The sequence below is a fragment of the Ahrensia marina genome, assembly GCF_042140245.1.
Classification (GTDB): domain Bacteria; phylum Pseudomonadota; class Alphaproteobacteria; order Rhizobiales; family MH13; genus MH13.
In genome coordinates, this window is sequence record NZ_CP159483.1 from 1,753,718 (window position 1) to 1,772,082 (window position 18,365).

General features: G+C 56.7%; 17 protein-coding genes. 14 read left to right on the forward strand and 3 right to left on the reverse strand.

What is annotated here, in order from left to right; genetic code table 11:
• The first annotated feature begins 10 nt into the window (after nt 1-10).
• The 10 genes from phnE (ABWH92_RS08630) (at nt 11) to ABWH92_RS08675 (ending at nt 10,588) form a co-directional block, all read left to right on the forward strand.
• On the forward strand, nt 11-943 hold the full coding sequence (gene phnE / locus ABWH92_RS08630) for a phosphonate ABC transporter, permease protein PhnE (RefSeq protein ID WP_375573950.1): 933 nt from the start codon (nt 11-13) through the stop codon (nt 941-943).
• Nucleotides 943-1,827: a phosphonate ABC transporter, permease protein PhnE gene (gene phnE / locus ABWH92_RS08635; protein WP_375573952.1), complete on the forward strand. Its 885-nt coding sequence runs from the start codon at nt 943-945 to the stop codon at nt 1,825-1,827. The genes phnE (ABWH92_RS08630) and phnE (ABWH92_RS08635) overlap by 1 nt, the downstream gene beginning before the upstream one ends.
• Before the next feature lie 40 nt (nt 1,828-1,867).
• A complete protein-coding gene (locus ABWH92_RS08640; protein WP_375573953.1) occupies nt 1,868-1,993 on the forward strand; it encodes a hypothetical protein in 126 nt (41 codons plus the stop codon).
• Nucleotides 1,994-2,114: 121 nt separating this feature from the next.
• Nucleotides 2,115-2,846, forward strand: a complete 732-nt coding sequence (locus ABWH92_RS08645) for a FadR/GntR family transcriptional regulator (RefSeq protein WP_375573955.1) — start codon at nt 2,115-2,117, stop codon at nt 2,844-2,846.
• Entirely contained in the window at nt 2,839-4,005 is a 1,167-nt protein-coding gene (locus tag ABWH92_RS08650; RefSeq protein WP_375573957.1) for an aminotransferase class I/II-fold pyridoxal phosphate-dependent enzyme, read from the forward strand. The genes ABWH92_RS08645 and ABWH92_RS08650 overlap by 8 nt, the downstream gene beginning before the upstream one ends.
• A gap of 47 nt (nt 4,006-4,052) precedes the next feature.
• Nucleotides 4,053-5,327: an ABC transporter substrate-binding protein gene (locus tag ABWH92_RS08655; RefSeq protein ID WP_375573959.1), complete on the forward strand. Its 1,275-nt coding sequence runs from the start codon at nt 4,053-4,055 to the stop codon at nt 5,325-5,327.
• A gap of 68 nt (nt 5,328-5,395) precedes the next feature.
• Complete coding sequence (locus ABWH92_RS08660; protein WP_375573961.1) at nt 5,396-6,259, forward strand: carbohydrate ABC transporter permease; 864 nt, start codon at nt 5,396-5,398, stop codon at nt 6,257-6,259.
• A gap of 9 nt (nt 6,260-6,268) precedes the next feature.
• Nucleotides 6,269-7,108 (forward strand): carbohydrate ABC transporter permease, encoded by an 840-nt coding sequence (locus ABWH92_RS08665; protein ID WP_375573963.1) that lies wholly within the window; start codon nt 6,269-6,271, stop codon nt 7,106-7,108.
• Nucleotides 7,109-7,119: 11 nt separating this feature from the next.
• Nucleotides 7,120-8,199 (forward strand): ABC transporter ATP-binding protein, encoded by a 1,080-nt coding sequence (locus tag ABWH92_RS08670; RefSeq protein ID WP_375573965.1) that lies wholly within the window; start codon nt 7,120-7,122, stop codon nt 8,197-8,199.
• 1 nt (nt 8,200) lies between these two features.
• Nucleotides 8,201-10,588, forward strand: a complete 2,388-nt coding sequence (locus ABWH92_RS08675; RefSeq protein WP_375573967.1) for a transketolase — start codon at nt 8,201-8,203, stop codon at nt 10,586-10,588.
• Here ABWH92_RS08675 and ABWH92_RS08680 read toward each other — a convergent pair.
• The 3 genes from ABWH92_RS08680 to ABWH92_RS08690 all read right to left on the reverse strand — a co-directional run bounded on the left by ABWH92_RS08680 (nt 10,585) and on the right by ABWH92_RS08690 (nt 13,649).
• The gene (locus ABWH92_RS08680) at nt 10,585-12,099 is read right to left on the reverse strand and encodes a tripartite tricarboxylate transporter permease (RefSeq protein ID WP_375573969.1); all 1,515 of its coding nucleotides are present in this window, start codon (nt 12,097-12,099) and stop codon (nt 10,585-10,587) included. The two genes, ABWH92_RS08675 and ABWH92_RS08680, sit on opposite strands and share 4 nt — an antisense overlap.
• Before the next feature lie 32 nt (nt 12,100-12,131).
• The gene (locus tag ABWH92_RS08685) at nt 12,132-12,590 is read right to left on the reverse strand and encodes a tripartite tricarboxylate transporter TctB family protein (RefSeq protein WP_375573971.1); all 459 of its coding nucleotides are present in this window, start codon (nt 12,588-12,590) and stop codon (nt 12,132-12,134) included.
• A 75-nt stretch (nt 12,591-12,665) separates the two neighbouring features.
• Nucleotides 12,666-13,649, reverse strand: a complete 984-nt coding sequence (locus ABWH92_RS08690; RefSeq protein ID WP_375573973.1) for a Bug family tripartite tricarboxylate transporter substrate binding protein — start codon at nt 13,647-13,649, stop codon at nt 12,666-12,668.
• Between the two features lie 119 nt (nt 13,650-13,768).
• On the opposite strand from ABWH92_RS08690, the gene ABWH92_RS08695 reads away from it, so the two are divergent.
• The 4 genes from ABWH92_RS08695 to ugpA all read left to right on the forward strand — a co-directional run bounded on the left by ABWH92_RS08695 (nt 13,769) and on the right by ugpA (nt 18,337).
• A complete protein-coding gene (locus ABWH92_RS08695) occupies nt 13,769-14,650 on the forward strand; it encodes a LysR family transcriptional regulator (RefSeq protein ID WP_375573974.1) in 882 nt (293 codons plus the stop codon).
• A gap of 86 nt (nt 14,651-14,736) precedes the next feature.
• The gene (locus ABWH92_RS08700) at nt 14,737-15,858 is read left to right on the forward strand and encodes a mandelate racemase/muconate lactonizing enzyme family protein (protein WP_375573976.1); all 1,122 of its coding nucleotides are present in this window, start codon (nt 14,737-14,739) and stop codon (nt 15,856-15,858) included.
• 223 nt (nt 15,859-16,081) lie between these two features.
• Nucleotides 16,082-17,395 carry a sn-glycerol-3-phosphate ABC transporter substrate-binding protein UgpB gene (ugpB, locus tag ABWH92_RS08705; protein ID WP_375573978.1) on the forward strand — a complete coding sequence of 438 codons (1,314 nt, stop codon included), beginning with the start codon at nt 16,082-16,084 and terminating at the stop codon, nt 17,393-17,395.
• A gap of 60 nt (nt 17,396-17,455) precedes the next feature.
• Nucleotides 17,456-18,337, forward strand: coding sequence for a sn-glycerol-3-phosphate ABC transporter permease UgpA (gene ugpA, locus ABWH92_RS08710; RefSeq protein WP_375573980.1), 882 nt, complete (start codon nt 17,456-17,458; stop codon nt 18,335-18,337).
• The last annotated feature ends 28 nt before the right edge of the window (nt 18,338-18,365 follow it).

An 18,365-nucleotide genomic window follows, 5' to 3' on the forward strand; every position in this document is an offset into this window, starting at 1 on the left:
AGCTTGTGCAATGGCCGTGACCACTGACACCCAAATGAACATGATGGGGCACCGCAAGGACCCTGTTGGCGTCTATGAGAAGCATCGCAAAGAGCTTGCCCGGGCGAAGCTTGGCCAGAACCTTTTGCTCGGCGCGCTTTTCCTCGGCTTGCTGGTTTTCTCGGTCGCCACATCGCAGTTCTACCCTGACCGTTTGGCGCAAGCTGGTTCGCGGGTTTTTGAATATTTCGGCACCATCATGCCGAACCTTGAATGGGACAAACTGTTCTTGGGCCGCGATGAGCAAGGTCGCGCGGTCGAGGGCTCGCTGACGTTTTGGTACACCGACTTCGCCAAATACATGGCGTTGATCTGGGAAACGATCTTGATGGCGATCACAGCCACGATCCTTGGCACGGCAGGTGCCTTGGCCCTTTGCTTTGCCGGATCGCGCAACCTCATCAAAAATTCATGGATCTACTTTTTCGCCCGGCGCTTCATGGAAGTTTGCCGCGGTGTGCCGGAAATTCTCATCGCATTGGTGTTTGTCTTTGCGTTTGGCATTGGACCGCTGGCCGGTATCCTTGCCATCGCCATTCACTCTACTGGGGCGTTGGGCAAACTGTTTGCTGAGGTGAACGAGAACGTCTCGCAGCGTCCTATCGACGGCATTCGCGGCGTGGGTGGCAACTGGTTTGAACAGATGCGCTACGGCGTGCTGCCCCAGGTCCTCCCCAACTTCGTTAGCTACGGGCTGCTGCGCTTTGAAATCAATGTGCGCGCCTCTTCTATTATTGGCTTTGTTGGCGCTGGGGGGATCGGTCAGGAGCTGAACCGCGTGATCTCATTCTATTCTGATGACCGTGTGCTTGCTGTACTGATCTTGGTGGTGATCACGGTGACCATCATCGATCTGATTTCTGAACGTTTGCGCACATACTTCATTGGCAAGGAGCAACTGTGATGGCGCACGCCTCAACCGACACCGCTGTGACCGTTCGCCGTCTGTCTAATGTTTCTGCAGTGGATGTTACCGCGGCACGCGCCGACAATCCCGCCGCTTTTGGCACTGTCAGCCGGTCGATTTTGGTCTATGCGGCTTGGGCAAGCGTCTTTGCCTATCTAGCGTTTGCGTTCTGGTATTTTGACTTTGCGCGCATGTTCCAGCCGTCAGAGAATGCGCAGCGCTTGCTCGCGGCCATGTTTCGGTGGGAAGACATGGCAACTTGGCAATATGCCAATATCTATCGCGGTATTGCCGAGACTTTGGCGATGGCATTTCTCGGAACGTTTCTGGCATCCTTGGTGGCGTTGATTGTCGGTTTCCTCGCCGCGCGTAATGTGGTGCGCATCCCGGTTTTTCGTCATACGGTCCGGCGCATCCTGGACGTGTTTCGCGGTGTCGATCAGCTGGTGTGGGCTCTGGTGTTTGTGCGCGCAGTTGGTCTTGGGCCTCTGGCAGGTGTTCTGGCGATCTTCATTTCTGACATCGGCACTTTGTCGAAGCTCTATTCTGAAGCCATCGAAAACATCGATCGCAAGCAGGTAGAGGGCATCAAGGCAACCGGCGCAGGACAGGTGCGCACCATCCGATATGGCATTCTGCCTCAAGTCTTTCCTGTGTTTCTCTCCCAGTCGCTTTACTTCCTGGAATCCAATACCCGTTCGGCCACTATCTTGGGCATTGTCGGGGCAGGCGGCATCGGGATGATCATCATCGAACGGTTCCGCGCCACCTTGTACGATCAAGTGGTGTTCGTCGTGATCAACGTGCTTATCTTGGTCGCGATTATCGATTGGGTGTCGAAGAAAATTCGAATGAAGTTCATCGGCGAAGTTGGCCATTGACCTCCTTCAAAGCCATGACCAGACCCTGGACCAGCTCGGTATGCTGTCCAGTTCAGCGCCCATGCGCGGCCTAACCGTTCTGCCTGCGCTGGTTCTTGGTTCTGGCACCAGTGACATTCCAAACCCAAAACTGCTTCCGGTTTCCCAATATGCCTCTGATTTATAAACGGAAATCTACGTGTAATTTAATGTCTGACATTATACTTGATATTGTCAGACATTAAATGTACGGTCTGCCCACCCAAAGTTACTGGACGTGGGCATTGGCACAGCACTCATCTTCTCGAATGGCATCTGACTCCCTGCGAGGGGACGATGTTCTTCACGCCTTGCCGGCCAACAGCACCAGCCGTGATGTGCTGGATGCGCTGTCTCGGATGATTGAGGAGCAGGGTCTTAAGGTCGGTGACCGGCTACCGCCCGAAGTAGAAATCGCGCGCCAACTCGGCATAGGCCGTGCGAAGGTTCGTGAGGCGCTCACGTCTTGGCAGAACATGGGCATCGTTACCCGCAATAAAAAAGCGGGCACAAGGTTGGCTGCCGAGGTGTCGTCAAACGCGATTCATTTGCCGGTCACGCTTAAGCTAGAAGCTGAAAGCCTGTTGCGCACCCATGCGGTACGTCGACCCCTTGAGTTAGAAACCGCCCGACTCGCTGCTCAGCAGGCAAACGACAAGCAGCGCCTTTTGATCGAAGCGCGTGCTGCTGAGTTGATGGCCGTTTTCCAAGCGGGTGAGGACTGGCGCGTGGCTGACTACAAGTTTCACGCCGCTGTTCATCTGGCTTGCGGCAACCCGCTTTTTGGTGAGCTCATTCAACAGATTCAGCAGGGCTTCAACGAAGTCTATGAGGCGCCATTCGGTCAGCCGCACTTAGGGGCTGCCACCATACCTCTGCACGCCCCGCTGGCCGAAGCCATTGTTGCTGGCGATGAAGTCGAGGCCGAACGTCTGATGGGTGAGATCATGGACATGGTTGAGGCCGAAATTCGTCAGGTGATGGAGACACAAAATGTCTGATGCATCTGACTTTGGAAAACCTGACATCGCGACCCTGCTGGCGTCGGTTCTGCCGGACTCCAGTGGGTCGATGACGCCGCCGATTGTGCAATCGTCCCTGTTTTCGTTCGACAGTTTCGAAGCTTTCGAGGCTCGCATGGCTGGCAACAGCGATGCGGTTATCTACACACGGGTCCAAAACCCAACGGTAGCGGCCTTTGAAAATTTGATGGCCAAGGCCGAAGAGGGCGAGGGCGCTGTCGGGTTCGCTTCCGGCATGGCCGCGATCGCATCGACCCTTCTGGCATTTGTGAAGCCCGGCGACCGGATCGCCTGCTGCGAGCATGTCTATCCGGATACGTTCCGCTTTATGGAGCGGCTTTTGCGCCCATTTGGCGTTGAGGTCACGTACCATTCGGTTCGTCAGTTTGCCGATGATCCCGATCTGCTAAGCGGCGTGACAGTTGCCTATCTGGAGAGCCCAAGCTCGGTTGTGTTTGAGCCAATGGATTTGCCGCGCGTTGCCGAGCAAGCGCGTCATCACGGCGCGATCACCATGATCGACAACTCATGGGCGACCCCAGTATTCCAAAAGCCGCTGACCCTGGGCATCGATATCGTTTTGCATTCGGCCTCGAAATATATTTCAGGCCATTCGGACACGGTTGCGGGTGTTGTGATTGCCTCCCAGTCCCACATTGCCCGCATCCGTGATCTGACTCTTCCGCTTTTGGGGGGCAAGCTTGCCCCCTTTGAAGCGTTTCTGCTGACGCGTGGTCTTCGCACCCTGTCGGCACGGATGAAGCAGCATCAAGCAACCGCTGATCTGTTTGTCGATCGTCTTGCCACCTTGTCTCACGTCGTAAGGGTGAACAGCCCCGGTGCTAACTCGGTGCCTGGCCTTACTGGCCGCAGCGGTTTGATGTCAGTGGAGTTTGACAATGGCATCGACATACCGGCTTTTTCCAATGCTCTGACCTTGTTTCGGCTGGGCGTGAGCTGGGGCGGATTTGAAAGCCTCATCCTGCCAACCCGCGTCGCGCTGGCACAGGCAGGTGAGCAAAACTCTCTACAGAAATTTGGCGTTTCACCCAACCTGGTTCGGCTGAGCTTTGGTTTGGAAGATGCCGAAGACCTCTGGGCGGATTTTATCAACGCCCTGAGCCAAAGCGCCGCCTGAACCGGCACGAAGACGCTGAAAACAACAACAAGGAGAAGGAAACACTGATGAAAACGACATCTCTCAAGACCTTGCTATTGGGGGTTGGCGCTGCCGCCCTGATGGCAGTTGGTCCAGCCCAGGCGGACACGACGCTGCGCCTGGTGGAAGTGATCACCAGCCCTGAACGTACAGCCGTGCTCGAAGAGCTTGTGGCCCAGTACGAAGCTGAAAACGAAGGAGTGACCGTCCAGATCACCAGCCTGCCTTGGGGCCAAGCCTTTGAAACGTTGGCAACGATGGTTGCCGGTGGCGACATCCCCGATGTTGTAGAGATGCCAGACACGTGGGCTGCGCTCTATGCTGGTTCTGGTCGCCTGGCGAGCCTGGAGGATCACATCGCCGGCTGGGAGCATGGCGGGACACTGACCGACAAGACGCTGGCCATGGGCCGCCAGGCCGGTGAAGCTTACATGATCCCTTACGGCTTCTATCTGCGCGCCATGTTCTACAACCGCAACCTGTTGGCTGAAGCTGGTGTGGAAAGCCCTCCAGGCACGATGGAAGAGTTCATGGCAGCTGCTGCTGCAGTGTCCGAGCTTGATGGCAAGTCAGGCTACTGCCTGCGAGGCGGACCTGGCGGTACCAACGGCTGGATCATGATGGCAGCCGCGATGAACGGCACCAATGAGTTCTTCACCGAAGATGGCCAAAGCCGCATCAACGAACCAGGTTCAGTGGAAGGCATCCAGTTCCTGCTGGATCTTTACCAAAATGGCTATGCGCCACGTGACAGCGTCAACTGGGGCTTCAACGAGATCGTTGCCGGTTTTTACTCTGGCACCTGTGCGTTTCTTGATCAGGATCCTGATGCGTTGATTGCCATTGCTGAACGCATGGACGCCGAAGACTTCGCAGTCATGCCAATGCCCGTTGGCCCGTCTGGTCAGGCTTTCCCAACTATCGGTTTTGCCGGCTGGTCGATCTTCAACACCACTGAGCATGAAGATGAGGCCTGGGATTTGGTTGCGGCGCTATCCACCCCTGAAGCCAACTCCGTATGGGCTCAGCGCGTTGGCGTGATCCCCATTCATGAGGGCGCCGATCAGGACCCATACTTCCAAACCGACCAGTTCTCAGGTTGGTTCGAGACGCTGAATGGTGAGCAGTATGTGCCAACCGTGATGCCAACTTTCCTGGAAGAATGGGGCTTTTTCGCCAGCACCGTTTTGCTGGAAACCAGCCAGGAAGCCTTGCTTGGCCAGCGCGGCGCGCAGGACTTGGCCGACGAGTGGGCTGAGTTCCTGAACGAGGCCTATGCCGACTGGCAAGCAGACCAGTGACCGTCGATACTCACAAAACTGTCGTCCCCGGGGCTCCCCGGGTACGACGCTCCCTGTACTGGCAGTACATGGTCGAGCCTTTCCTCTATGTCTCGCCAGCGGTCTTCTTGATCGGATCGGTCATCCTGATTCCGCTGATCATCGGCATTTCCTACTCTTTCCAATCCATTGAGCTGCTCAATCCATTCCAAACGGGTTGGATTGGCTTGGAGAACTACGCTGACCTTTGGTCAGATCGAAAATTCTGGATCGCGCTGGAAAACACGTTTTGGTGGACGTTCTGGTCCGTCACATTTCAGTTTTTGCTCGGTCTTGGCCTGGCCTTGCTGCTCAACACGCAGTTCTTCGGCAAACGGCTTTTTCAAGCGCTGGTCTTTCTGCCTTGGGCTGTTCCGACCTTTCTGTCTGCGCTCACGTGGTCTTGGCTCTTCAACCCAACGATCGGCCCATTACCGCATTGGATGGCCGCGCTGGGCATTCTTTCTGAGCCGTACAACATTATGGGTGACCCGGACCTTGCTCTGTGGGGGCCCATCGTTGCCAACATTTGGTTTGGTGTTCCGTTTTTTGCCATCACCTTGCTGGCAGCCTTGCAGTCCATTCCTGGTGAGCTTTATGAGGCCGCAGAGATTGATGGCGCTACAGCTTGGCAGAGCTTCACCAAAATTACGCTGCCTTTTCTGGCGCCGATGATCGCTATCACGGTCATGCTGCGAACCATTTGGATCGCAAACTTCGCCGACCTCATCTTCGTTATGACCGGCGGCGGACCGGCGAACTCCACGCAAATTCTGTCGACCTACATTTTCACAACAGCTTTCCGCCGTCTCGATTTCGGCTACGCGTCCACGATTGCGGTCGTGCTTCTGGTGCTCTTGCTCATCTACGCCATCGTCGTGCTCTGGCTGCGCAAGAAGCTGGTCAAGATTTAGGGGACAATCATGACGCACGCAGGACCCAATCCGGCCCTCGTTGTTGGCAAGTACGCTGCGCTTCTGGCCTATCTGACGTTTGCACTTTTTCCGCTCTACTGGCTGGTAAAGATTGCGCTGACACCGGACCGTTTGATCTTCACAGAAGGCACACAGCTATGGCCTTCGCGGGTGACCCTGGAAAACTTCAGTACGGTTATCTTTCAAACCGACTTCATGGCGTTCTTTGGCAATTCGCTTTTCGTGTCTTTGGGCACTGCGGCGATTACAACTGTGATCGCCGCGGGCGCAGGCTACGCGTTCTCGCGCTTTGTCTTTGCGGGTAAGCGGATCATTATCGCGATCATGCTCATCACCCAGATGTTTCCGCTGCTGATGATCATTGCGCCGATCTACAAAATTGTCGCCTCGCTCGGACTGCTCAACTCGCTGACGTCACTCATCGTCGTCTACACCGCCTTCAACATCGCGTTTGCCACCTTCCTTATGCAGTCGTTTTTCGACGGCATTCCCAAGGATTTGGAAGAGGCGGCGATGATGGATGGTTGCAGCCGTTTCCAAGCGCTCCGCAAAGTCATCTTCCCGCTGACGCTTCCAGGCCTGGGGGCAACGCTGGGCTTTGTTTTTACGGCCGCTTGGTCGGAGCTGCTGTTTGCGCTGATGCTTATTTCCGACAATGACTCCATGACGTTCCCGGTCGGTCTTTTGACCTTTGTTTCTCGGTTCTCGGTTGATTGGGGGCAAATGATGGCGGCGGGTTCGCTGGCGTTGATCCCAAGCTGCCTCTTCTTCATCTTCATCCAACGCTACCTGGTGCAGGGCCTGACCTCAGGCGCCGTCAAAGGATAGGAGGGCCAATCATGGCGCGCATTGAACTTAAGAACATCGGCAAGCGTTACGGTCCTGTTGAGGTGTTGCGCGATATCAATCTTCAAATCGAGGATGGCGAGTTCATCGTTCTGGTTGGTCCTTCAGGTTGTGGCAAGTCTACGCTTTTGCGCATGATTGCTGGCCTCGAGCCCATTACGACTGGTGACTTCTTCATCGATGGGGAACGGATGAACGATGTGCGCCCGCGTGATCGCGATATCGCGATGGTGTTTCAATCCTACGCGCTCTACCCGCATATGAATGTCGAACGGAATATGGGTTTCTCGATGGAAATCCGCAAAGAGCCGGTGGACGAGAAAGAGCAGCGTGTTGCAAAGGCGGCCAAAACGCTTGGTCTAAAGCCTTTGATGGAGCGCCTTCCACGCGCCTTGTCTGGTGGACAACGCCAGCGCGTTGCTATGGGCCGGGCCATCATTCGCGATCCGCGCGCCTTCCTTTTTGATGAGCCTCTGTCCAACCTCGATGCGGCGTTGCGGGTCGATATGCGCTTGGAAATTGCACGTCTTCATCAGCGGCTTGGGTCCACGATGGTGTATGTGACCCATGATCAGGTGGAGGCGCTTACGCTGGCTGACCGGATTGTGGTGCTTGATGGCGGCGATATCCAACAGGTGGGCAGCCCACTCGATCTTTATGAACGGCCAGCCAATAAGTTCGTGGCGCAGTTCATCGGATCACCAACTATGAATGTGGTTCCGGTCGTTGGCGAAACGCATGGCGTGAAGCTGTTTACCGGGACGTCCATCCCGTTGCCGGGCATAGCCAATTGTCAGCAGGCAAAAGAGTTGGGCATTCGCCCCGAACATATCGATCTTCTTGACGTTGGAAGTGGCGATCTCAATGCAACCGCAGAGCTTGTGGAACATCTCGGTTCAGATACAAATCTTTATGTGAAGGTCAAAGATCTGGGGCAGTTGATGGTTCGAAAACACGGCAACATCTCCGCCAAGCCAGGCGATCGCTTTGGTCTGCGCATCCAGCCCCACAATGCGCATCTGTTCACTGCTGAAGGGACAGCGCTGCCGCAAACTATGGCAAAGGCTGCTTGATATGGCCGAGCCAAGCACCATCCGCCAGGCGTTGGAGAAGAAGACACTGTGGCTCTCATCTTGGATGATCCACAATGCCAACAATGTGCGGGTCAAAGGCCGAATCAAGGTCGGTGGGCACCAGGCATCGTCGGCCTCTATGAATGCGATTTTGAACGCGCTCTATTTCGATGTGCTGCGCCCCGAAGACCGTGTCGCGGTTAAGCCCCATGCGAGCCCGGTGTTTCACGCGATCCAATATCTGCTCGGTAATCAGACCCGCCAGCAATTGGAAGACTTCCGCGCTTTTGGAGGTGCACAGCCTTATCCCTCGCGCACCAAAGACAAAGACGACGTTGATTTCTCGACAGGGTCCGTAGGCATGGGTGTCGCGATGACAGCCTTTGCCAGCATGACGCAGGATTATCTTGCCGGACACGGGTGGCTGGACCAACCCAAGGGGCGGATGATCGCTTTGGTTGGTGATGCGGAGTTGGACGAAGGCAACATTTATGAGGCGTTGCTGGAAGGCGCTAAGCATGATCTGCGCAATTGCTGGTGGGTGATCGACTACAACCGACAGTCGCTCGATGGCGTGGTGAGCGAAGGGCTAAATGCCCGCTTCCACGACATCTTCGTTGCCAGTGGTTGGGATGTGATTGAGCTGAAATATGGCTCTCTCATGCAGGCAGCCTTTGAACGCCCCGGTGGCAAACAACTGCGTGACTGGATCGATGGTTGTGACAATGGCCTTTACTCCGCCTTGACCTTCAAAGGTGGTGCAGCCTGGCGCGAGCAACTGGAAGCCGACTTTGTTGGTGACAACGAAGCGCTGGCCCTAATTGCCGACTATCATGATGAGCAGCTTTCTGACCTGATGGGCAATCTGGCTGGGCATGATGCGGCGATGATCGCCGAGACCATGAACGCCATCGACCATGACCGCCCGGTTTGCTTCATCTGTTACACGATCAAAGGCCATGGCCTGCCGCTGGCTGGCCACAAGGACAATCATGCCGGGATCATGACGACCGCCCAGATTGAAGGTCTGCGGTCTGACATGGGCATTAAGCCGGGTGACGAATGGGAACCAATGGCCGGGATGCCATTTGCTGCCGATGATGTGCAGGCCTTTCTGGACTCCGTGCCCTTCAACGCCAAGGGCACGCGTCGCTACAGCGCTGCGCCAGTGCCAACGGGCGGTGATATCGCGCCACGGATCAAAGATACGATCTCCACCCAGGAAGCCTTCGGGCAGATCCTGCATGCCATCGCTTCGGACGCACCGGAGCTTGCCGAACGGATCGTCACGACATCACCGGACGTTTCGGTCTCCACAAATCTCGGGCCATGGATCAATAAGACCGGGTTGTTCGCCAAGATCGATCAGCCTGACGTGTTCCGCGACCAGTCCGTGCCTTCGGTGCAGAAATGGCGTCGCCACACCGATGGCCGCCATGTCGAGCTCGGCATTGCGGAGAACAACCTTTTCACCTTCCTGGGCGCATTGGGCTTGTCCCATTCGCTGTTTGGCCAACGCCTGCTGCCGGTCGGGACGGTCTATGATCCGTTTATCTGCCGGGGCTTGGATGCGCTGAACTACGCCTGTTACCAGGATGCGCGCTTCATGCTGGCGGCAACGCCATCGGGTGTGTCGCTCAGTCATGAGGGCGGGGCGCACCAGTCCATTTCCACGCCGCTGATCGGTATGGCACAGGACGGTCTTGCGACCTTCGAGCCTGCCTTCGCTGATGAGCTGGAAGTGATAATGCGCTGGGGCTTTGAATACATGCAGCGCGACCAGCCTGACGCGAAACCAGAGGCCAACTGGCTGCGCGATGAAAAGGGTGGATCTATCTATCTGCGGCTTTCCACCGTGCCGCTGGAGCAGGTCGACAGGGCTGCAATGGGCGAGGGTTTTGCGCAGCAAGTGATCGATGGCGGCTACTGGCTGCGGCGACCTGAGCCCGGCACTCGTGTTGCCATTGCCTACACCGGGGTTGTCGCGCCGGAGGCGATTGAAGCAGCGGGGCTGCTGTCGGAGTCGATGCGTGGCATCGGTGTGCTCGCGATCACCTCAGCTGACCGATTGAATGCTGGCTGGCAAGCAGCCGAGCGAGCGCGGCAACGCGGCGATGGTGATGCGCGTTCCGTTCTTGAAACCTTGCTTGATGATCTGCCTCGAGATGCTGGGTTGGTCACCGTCACTGATGCGCACCCTGCTGCGCTCTCATGGATTGGTGGGGTTCACGGTCATCGGGTGAAGTCCTTGGGAGTGGAGCATTTCGGGCAGGCTGGAACGGTGGAAGATGTCTATCATCTGCATGGGCTGGACGCGAACGCGATCATGCATGCCGCCCAGGCCCTCATGGGAGGCCGCGCGCCGCATTATCTGGCGATGCTTGCTTAGCTGTCAGGGTTGGGTATCTGAGTTTTTTGGCCGGCAACCGTCGCTCGCCATCCGCGCCACACGGCGACGCCCAGGCCTATGGCCAAAAACCCTGCAGCGATGGGTTCGGTGACAAACATCGCCCAGCCATTGCGGGACAAGAGCAGGCTTTGGCGTAGGGCTTCTTCAGCCCCTGGCGCTAGGATAAAAGCGATGATGAACGCTGCTGGCGGGAACTCCAGTTTACGCATGGCGTAGCCGAGGACTCCGGCACCAAGCATCACCTGCACATCCCAAAAGCTCAAGCGCCCAGTATACGCGGCAATCAGTGTGACCATAAAGATCGTCGGGTAGATAAGACTTGCAGGCACACGCGCGATTACGCGACCGATGGCTGGGCCGAAGAACCAGCCAATCAGGCCATACAAGATGATGCCAATAAGCCCTGCCGCGAACAGGCCATAGATCAGATCATTTGCGGCGACGAACAGTGTGGGCCCTATGGGTATGCCATGGATCAGGAAGACGCCCATCAAAATGGCGGCCACCGTCGTCCCCGGTACACCGAGGGTCAGCAGTGGGATCATGGACGGACCAGACACCGCATTGTTGGCTGCCTCTGGCGCGGCAACCCCTGCCAGTTTGCCGGTGCCCCACTCATCCCCGTCTTTGGCACGGCGCTTTTCCTCGCCATAGGCGACAAACGCTGCAACCGAAGACCCAAGACCGGGCATGACGCCAATGACAGCGCCGTAGAGCGAGGAGCGTGTGATCACGCCCCAAAGCGGGCGCACATCGGCCCAACGCAGCCGCCCACCATCGCCGGTGGCTTGATCAATCACGCGCGTTTTCTGGCCGGTCAGGCGTGTTTCGGCCTGTATCATCAGTTCGGAGATTACGAACACGCCGATGAGAAGTGGGACCAGCGTGAAGCCGTTCTCCAGTTCCAACATGCCGAACGTCCAGCGCGCTTGCCCGGTGATGGGGTCAAGGCCGACCAGTGCCACAGCGATGCCCAGCGTTGTGGCAATCAGCCCTTTGAGTACCGATTTGCCGACCACCGACCCGATGACCAGAAACGCCATCATGTACACCGCGAAATACTCTGGTGGGCCAAACTTGGCTGTTTGGCTGGCGATCAACGCAGCACCAAGAATGAGGATGATATCGCCGATCAGATCACCGCTGACGCTGGCGATGGTTGCCATGCGCAGCGCGCGCACGCTCTGGCCGCGTTTGGCAAGCGGGTGGCCGTCGGCCATCGTTGCCACAGAGGCGGTCGTACCTGGCGTGTTGAACAGGATGGCTGAAACCGAGCCGCCGTATCGACCCGATTTACCGATTACATAAAGAAAGGCGAGGGCGGCAAGCGGATCAAGATAGAAGGTCAGCGGCACCAGCATAGCGATGGCTGCTGCTGCTGTTAATCCTGGCAAGGCGCCGATCACGACGCCGATGAAGGCGGCCAGTGCGACAAACCCAAGTGCCGTCGGATTGGCGAACAGTGTCGCAAAGCCGTTCAAGATATCCATTGTGGTGGTCTTTCAGTGCGGCGCACTGGCGCCTAGGCAATCAGGGATAAAACGTCGAACCAACGTCCGCGTGGCATGAAAACGCCCATCAACTCAATGAACGCAAGATGCATGATCAGTGGTAGTGCCAGTGTGCCCGCTAACAGAATGCGCCAGTCGCGCACGCCAAACAGGGCAAGTGTACTGGCTGCGATGAGCGCACTGGTTGCAAGATAGCCGATGCGCGGTGTGAGATAGACATGGGCGACGCCGATCAGAATAAGACTAACCGCACGCAGAGGCGCTGGGCTAACACCGCTGTCGTTGCTTTCAGTGTTGCCAAAAACCAGGGTTAGCCCACCAACAGCCAGTAGCACGCTGACCACTTGCGGCACGAACCTTGGTCCTATCAATCCGGCCTCTGTGATGCGAACGTCCCGGGTTAGCCAGAATAGTCCAATGCCCAAAATGGCCAGGAACAAACCGGCCCATGTGTCAGCGCGAGAAACCATGATGGCTACCTTGAAGGGCGTGGTGAGTGCTGCCCAGCCCATAGGGAGCTGGGCAGCGGGAATGCGAGAGGGGGATCACTCGCGGGTAGCTTCAACCAACGGTATCAGCGTTTCTTGTAGGCTTTCTAGAGTGCCACGAGCGCTCGCAGGGTCTGCACCCTGTACGGACAGGCCTGCCCTGGAGACCAACCGGCCATAGGTTTCCCCTGCTACGGTCTGCGCGATGGCCTCAGCAAGGATCGCGGCTACGTCGTCTGGCAAGTCGCCTGGCGCCATGATCATTTGTGGGTTGGTCAGCGGCACATCCGGCAGGCCTTGTTCGGCGAATGTGGGTGTGTCCGGGTTGGCAGGATCACGTTCGGTTCCGGCAACGCCAATAGCCCTGATCTGTGCTTCAAAACCGTTTTGCAGTTGCACGCCCATGAAACCGAAGTCCACTTGGGCGCCGGCTACGGCGTTGCGCGCGCGACTGCCGCCCTGGAAAGGAACGTCTTGGACTTCAATGCCGTTGGCCTGAAGGAAGGCAACGCCCGTCAACTGAAACAGTGAGCCACGCCCTGGATGTGACCAGCGCAATGCGTCTGGATCAGCTTGTGCTGCCGCGACAAGATCAGATGCACTCTCAAACGGACTGTCCACTGGGACAAGCAGGCCTGGGATAGAAGCGCCGATCTGGCCGAGAATGCGCATATCTTCCAGCGGATTAACCGCAGCATCCGCACCATCATAGAGCGCCTTTACAAGGAAAGATCCAGCACTTGCCATGTAGAGTGTGTAGCCATCTGCTGGTTGGCCTGCCACGAAGTCTGCTGCAATCATTCCTGCGGCTCCAGGCTGATTGACGACAACCATCGGCATGCCAAGGGCATCATTGATGGTGCCAGCGAGCGCACGAGCATAGGTGTCAGTGCCGCCACCTGCGTTGAAGCCTACAACCAATGTGATCGGTTTTTCCGGGAAACTCTGCGCGTTGACCGGCGCTGTAAAAGTGATCGCCGACATGGTCGTGCCGACAAGTGCGGCAGCCATGGCGCTGAGCAGTGTTCGTCTTCCAAGCATTCGAAGTCCTCCCAGACCAGCTTATTGTTGTTGGGTAACGAGGTCATATGGTCGGGGTTGTGAATCCATAAGGCAAATGCAAAGTTTCAATCGACTATTGCAATTATTGGAAATAAGAAATGCATCTGAAATCGCTGACAGCCTTCTGTTTGGTGTTACGTCGTGGGTCCCTGTCCGCTGCCGCAGATGCCATGAACCTTAGCCAACCGGCGGTCTCCAGGCTTGTTTCCAATCTTGAGCACGAGGTTGGTTTCCAACTGTTTCACCGTGACAAGCGTGCGTTGCGACCAACCGGTGAGGCGCGGCGTTTCTACCGTGAAGCTGAACGTATTTTGACCGGTATCGAGCAGCTTGGAAACATCGCCCAGGATATCAAGCAGGGCGGAGACACTCGCTTGCGTGTGGTCGCCATGTCGCGTTTGGCAGCCGGTGTTCTGCCGAATGCAGTTGCGGCGTTTACCGAAAAAATGCCTGAGGTGCACCTAACTGTAGAAACACATCATCGGCGAGACATGGAGCGTTGGCTTGGCGGTCGCCAATTCGATGTGGGGTTTGGCCCGTTGCCGATTGATGACGAGCTGCTCGACATTGCACCGCTCTACAGCCTGAGTGCTGTGGCTGTGTTTGCCCCAGGCGGGCCTTTTTCCGGTCTGGCCCAGGTTGAACCACGCGCGCTTGTGAATCATCCTTTGATCGCGTTGACCCCAGACACACTGATGCAGCGGCAGACCGATGCGATTTTCGCTGCTGCGGGCGTGACGGCAACAATTGGAATGGAGACTTCATCCTCGCATGTTGCGTGTTCTCTTGCCGCAAAAGGTTTGGGTTTTGCCATCACCGACCCAGCCACTGTGCGTGCGGTTGCCGAGCCGATCGAGGCCTTTCCAATTTTCCCTGCCTTCCCATTGGACTATGGTGTGCTGACCCCGCGCGGTGAAACGCTTACACCAGCCTCGATGGTGTTTCGCGATTGCATGTTGGATGCTTTCAAAACCCTGTAGCTTGCGAAAATCAAAACTATAAGACGATTATTTGCATTTGTCGGAATGTTTTTGCCTCCCTAGTTTGACATGCTCGGGAGGCGCTTATGCGGATCATTTCAGTCTCAGTTCGCTCGGTGCGCATGCCAATGTCTGGCGGACAGCGCAACGCAAGGCGAACATGGACGCATAAGCCCATGCTGTTTTGCTTCGTGACCTTGGAAAACGGTTCGGTGGGCGTTGGCGAAGGCTGGACATCCTACGCTTCCACCAACGCGTTGCGTGCGACCATTGATGACGATGTGGCGCCGCTTGTGTTGGGTAGGGCGCTTGATGACACCGGCGATCTTAACCGGTTGGTGCGCGATAGCTGTGTGATGAGCGGTCGCTATGGCATTTCGGCTGTGGCGTTGTCGGCTGTTGAGATGGCGCTTTGGGACCTGCGGGCGCAAGCTAAAGGTTTGCCGCTCTGGAGATTTCTGGGCGGTGAAAGCAATCACGTGCCGGTTTATGCATCGGGCGGCCTCTATGGTCCGACGAAGACGCCAGATGATCTGGGGCAGGAGCTTCGTAGCTATTCTGAAGCTGGCCATACGCGGGTGAAGCTGAAAGTTGGTGGCGCCGATCATGACGAAGATGTCGCGCGCGTAGCGGCCGCGCGGCAAGCAATTGGCCCGGACATCTCCCTGTTGGTTGATGCGCACTACACGTTAAGCGAAGCCGAGGCTCTGCGGTTTGCAGAGGCCGTCGCACCTTATAATGTCGGGTGGCTTGAAGCCCCAATCCTTCCCGATGATTGGAAAGGACATGACCGACTGGCAGCCGCCTGCCCACTGCCGCTTTGTGGCAATGAAACACTGCCGTGGCGCACCAGTTTTGAACGTTTGGCGGAAGCGGGTGTGGACTATCTCATGCCTGATGTATCCGCCTGTGGGGGAATCGCCGAGACCATGGCTGTCGGTGATATCGCCAAGCGACATGGCAAACAGCTCACGCTTCATTCATCCAGTTCCGCAGTTCTTTTCCTAGCCTCGTTGCATGTTGGTGCTGCGCATCCTGCCACTCATTCTGTGGAGCACCATCAGATGCACACATGGTTCAATGAGACTGCGGACATCTCAGGCGACATGGTGTGCGGAGGTTCCATCGCGCTTTCTGATAGGCCTGGTCTTGGCATCGACGCCAACCGTTTGATGGCTGCGTTGGAAACGCAGGACGCGTCCAACTAGACTGCCGAAGACTGTTATCCCCATATTATCTTTGACGTTTCAGCCGGTTTGATTGCCCGATGACCTAACGGAAGATCACAGGGCGATGCTTGTCATCTGGCTGTCTTGAAAAATTGGTGTTGTCGCGCCGCGACCCGGACGCCATGATGGCGTGCACGGCGTCCGCCGCCTCCAGGCCTTCCTGGTCGCTCAATTGAGGCGCTGATAAACAGGGGAGACACCTATGAAAAAGATGATCATTGGCTCGGTCGCTGCCGCAGCCACGTTCCTTACACCCATCGCCGCTTATGCGCAGACAGAAGTAGAGTTCTGGCACGCCTTCACTGGTCGCCTAGGTGAGCTGGTCGCTGCACAGGTCGAGCAGTTTAACGCCAGCCAAAGCGATTACACAGTGGTGCAATCGCACAAGGGCAATTACTCCGAAACGCTCAATGCTGGTATCGCAGCATTTCGGGCCGGTGAGCAGCCACACATTTTGATGGTTTTTGAAGTTGGCACAGCCACTATGATGGCGGCTGAAGGCGCCATTCGTCCCGTCTATGAAGTGATGACGGATGCCGGTGCCGATTTTGATCAGAACGCCTACATCGGCGCTGTGACCGGCTACTACACAACCTCGGATGGCGACATGCTTTCGCTGCCGTTCAACTCATCGACACCCGTTCTTTGGGTCAATCGCGACCTGCTTCAAGAAGCTGGTGTTGACCCTGACATTGACCTGTCCACTTGGGAGCAGGTTGGAGATGTTCTGGCTGAGGTGCGCGATGCAGGCATCGACTGTCCAATGACAACGGCTTGGCAGAGCTGGATCCATCTTGAGAACCTGTCAGCCTATCACGACACACCGTTTGCCACGCAGGACAATGGTTTTGCTGGCCTCGATGCAGAGCTGGCCTTCAATGGTCCGATCCAGGTTCAGCATGTGCAGACGCTGGGCGATTGGGCGCAGGATGGCCGCTTCTTCTACGCTGGCCGTCGCAACGAAGGCGGTGCCAACTTCCGCGCTGGAGAGTGTGCGCTGTTCACCGAAAGCTCCGCTGGTTACGCCGGTATCAGTGCCGAGGCCGAGTTCGACTTTGAAGTCCGCCCGCTGCCTTACTGGTCCGGTGCTGTGGATGCACCACAGAACACCATTATTGGTGGCGCGTCGCTCTGGGTTCTAGAAGGTCATGAGGCTGAAGAGTATGCGGGTGTTGCAGCCTTTATGAGCTTCCTTTCCTCAACAGGTGTTCAGGCGCAGTGGCACCAAGACACCGGTTATCTGCCGATCACACTGGCAGCCGGTGAAGCGACCCGCGAACAGGGTTTCTATGACGAGAATCCAGGCACGGATATCTCCGTGACGCAGATGACAGCCAATGATCCGACACCAAACTCAAGCGGTCTGCGTCTTGGTTCCTTCGACCAAATTCGCGGCATCATTGATGAAGAGTTGGAAGCTGTCTGGGCTGGTGACAAGAGTGCGCAAGAGGCGCTGGACTCCGCTGTGATGCGCGGCGACCAGCTGTTGCGCCGCTTTGAGCAAGCCAACAACTAACGCTCAGCCGATGGAGGCGGGTGCTACGGTGCCCGCCTCTTTTCTGCGGGGGCAGAGTTGATGGAAAAGCGTGTCACCTTCAAAGGTTGGCTGTTGCCTATGGCGCTGATTGCGCCGCAGGTCTTCATTTCGGCTGTCTTCTTTTTCTATCCGGCGGCGCAGGCGGTCTGGCAGTCGCTGTTCATTCCCGACCCTTTTGGGCTTTCCATGGAGTATGTCGGGCTTGGAAACTTTGAGTTTCTGTTCGCCGACCCATTTTACCGCGCTTCCTTTGTCACAACGGCTATTTTTTCCACGCTTGTCACTTTGGTTTCCATGGTGCCTGCCCTGTTCCTGGCGGTGCTGGCCGACCGGTTGATTAAGGGCGCTGGCACGTATCGAACTTTGCTGATCTGGCCTTATGCCGTCGCGCCTGCAGTGGCCGGTGTTCTATGGCTCTTCATGTTCAACACACGCATTGGCGTTGTGTCATTTTATCTTGGCCAGCTGGGCTATGATTGGAACCATGTGCTCAATGAAACAGAAGCCATGGGCCTTGTTGTCGTTGCTTCAGCTTGGGGTCGTATCAGCTACAATTTCTTGTTCTTCTTCGCCGCGCTGCAAGCGGTACCGAAATCCGTGATTGAGGCGGCAGCCATTGATGGCGCGCGTTTCTGGCGCCGGTTCTTCACCATCGTTTTGCCGCTGCTTTCGCCGACCACGTTTTTTCTGCTGGTCGTGAACATCGTCTACGCCTTCTTCGAAACGTTTGGTGTAATCCATACCATCACTCTGGGTGGGCCCCAACAGGCGACAACCATCCTTGTCTACAAGGTCTATTCGGATGGGTTTGTCGGGCAGGACCTTGGCTCATCGGCGGCACAATCGGTGATCTTGTTGTTTGTGGTCGGGCTTTTGACGGTCATGCAGTTCAAGTTCGTTGAGAAGCGGGTGCACTACTGATGGCGATCGCAGCAGAAACATCGGGTGC

Excerpts from the sequence above, each read along its gene's own strand:
- ABWH92_RS08675 (WP_375573967.1), top strand. The coding sequence starts at position 8,201 with ATGGCCGAGCCAAGCACCATCCGCCAGGCGTTGGAGAAGAAGACACTG.
- ABWH92_RS08645 (WP_375573955.1), top strand. The coding sequence starts at position 2,115 with ATGGCATCTGACTCCCTGCGAGGGGACGATGTTCTTCACGCCTTGCCG.
- ABWH92_RS08660 (WP_375573961.1), top strand. The coding sequence starts at position 5,396 with ATGGTCGAGCCTTTCCTCTATGTCTCGCCAGCGGTCTTCTTGATCGGA.
- phnE (WP_375573950.1), top strand. The coding sequence starts at position 11 with ATGGCCGTGACCACTGACACCCAAATGAACATGATGGGGCACCGCAAG.
- ABWH92_RS08670 (WP_375573965.1), top strand. The coding sequence starts at position 7,120 with ATGGCGCGCATTGAACTTAAGAACATCGGCAAGCGTTACGGTCCTGTT.
- ABWH92_RS08665 (WP_375573963.1), top strand. The coding sequence starts at position 6,269 with ATGACGCACGCAGGACCCAATCCGGCCCTCGTTGTTGGCAAGTACGCT.
- ABWH92_RS08640 (WP_375573953.1), top strand. The coding sequence starts at position 1,868 with ATGCTGTCCAGTTCAGCGCCCATGCGCGGCCTAACCGTTCTGCCTGCG.
- ugpB (WP_375573978.1), top strand. The coding sequence starts at position 16,082 with ATGAAAAAGATGATCATTGGCTCGGTCGCTGCCGCAGCCACGTTCCTT.
- ABWH92_RS08655 (WP_375573959.1), top strand. The coding sequence starts at position 4,053 with ATGAAAACGACATCTCTCAAGACCTTGCTATTGGGGGTTGGCGCTGCC.
- phnE (WP_375573952.1), top strand. The coding sequence starts at position 943 with ATGGCGCACGCCTCAACCGACACCGCTGTGACCGTTCGCCGTCTGTCT.
- ABWH92_RS08685 (WP_375573971.1), bottom strand. The coding sequence starts at position 12,590 with ATGGTTTCTCGCGCTGACACATGGGCCGGTTTGTTCCTGGCCATTTTG.
- ABWH92_RS08690 (WP_375573973.1), bottom strand. The coding sequence starts at position 13,649 with ATGCTTGGAAGACGAACACTGCTCAGCGCCATGGCTGCCGCACTTGTC.
- ABWH92_RS08700 (WP_375573976.1), top strand. The coding sequence starts at position 14,737 with ATGCGGATCATTTCAGTCTCAGTTCGCTCGGTGCGCATGCCAATGTCT.
- ugpA (WP_375573980.1), top strand. The coding sequence starts at position 17,456 with ATGGAAAAGCGTGTCACCTTCAAAGGTTGGCTGTTGCCTATGGCGCTG.
- ABWH92_RS08680 (WP_375573969.1), bottom strand. The coding sequence starts at position 12,099 with ATGGATATCTTGAACGGCTTTGCGACACTGTTCGCCAATCCGACGGCA.
- ABWH92_RS08695 (WP_375573974.1), top strand. The coding sequence starts at position 13,769 with ATGCATCTGAAATCGCTGACAGCCTTCTGTTTGGTGTTACGTCGTGGG.
- ABWH92_RS08650 (WP_375573957.1), top strand. The coding sequence starts at position 2,839 with ATGTCTGATGCATCTGACTTTGGAAAACCTGACATCGCGACCCTGCTG.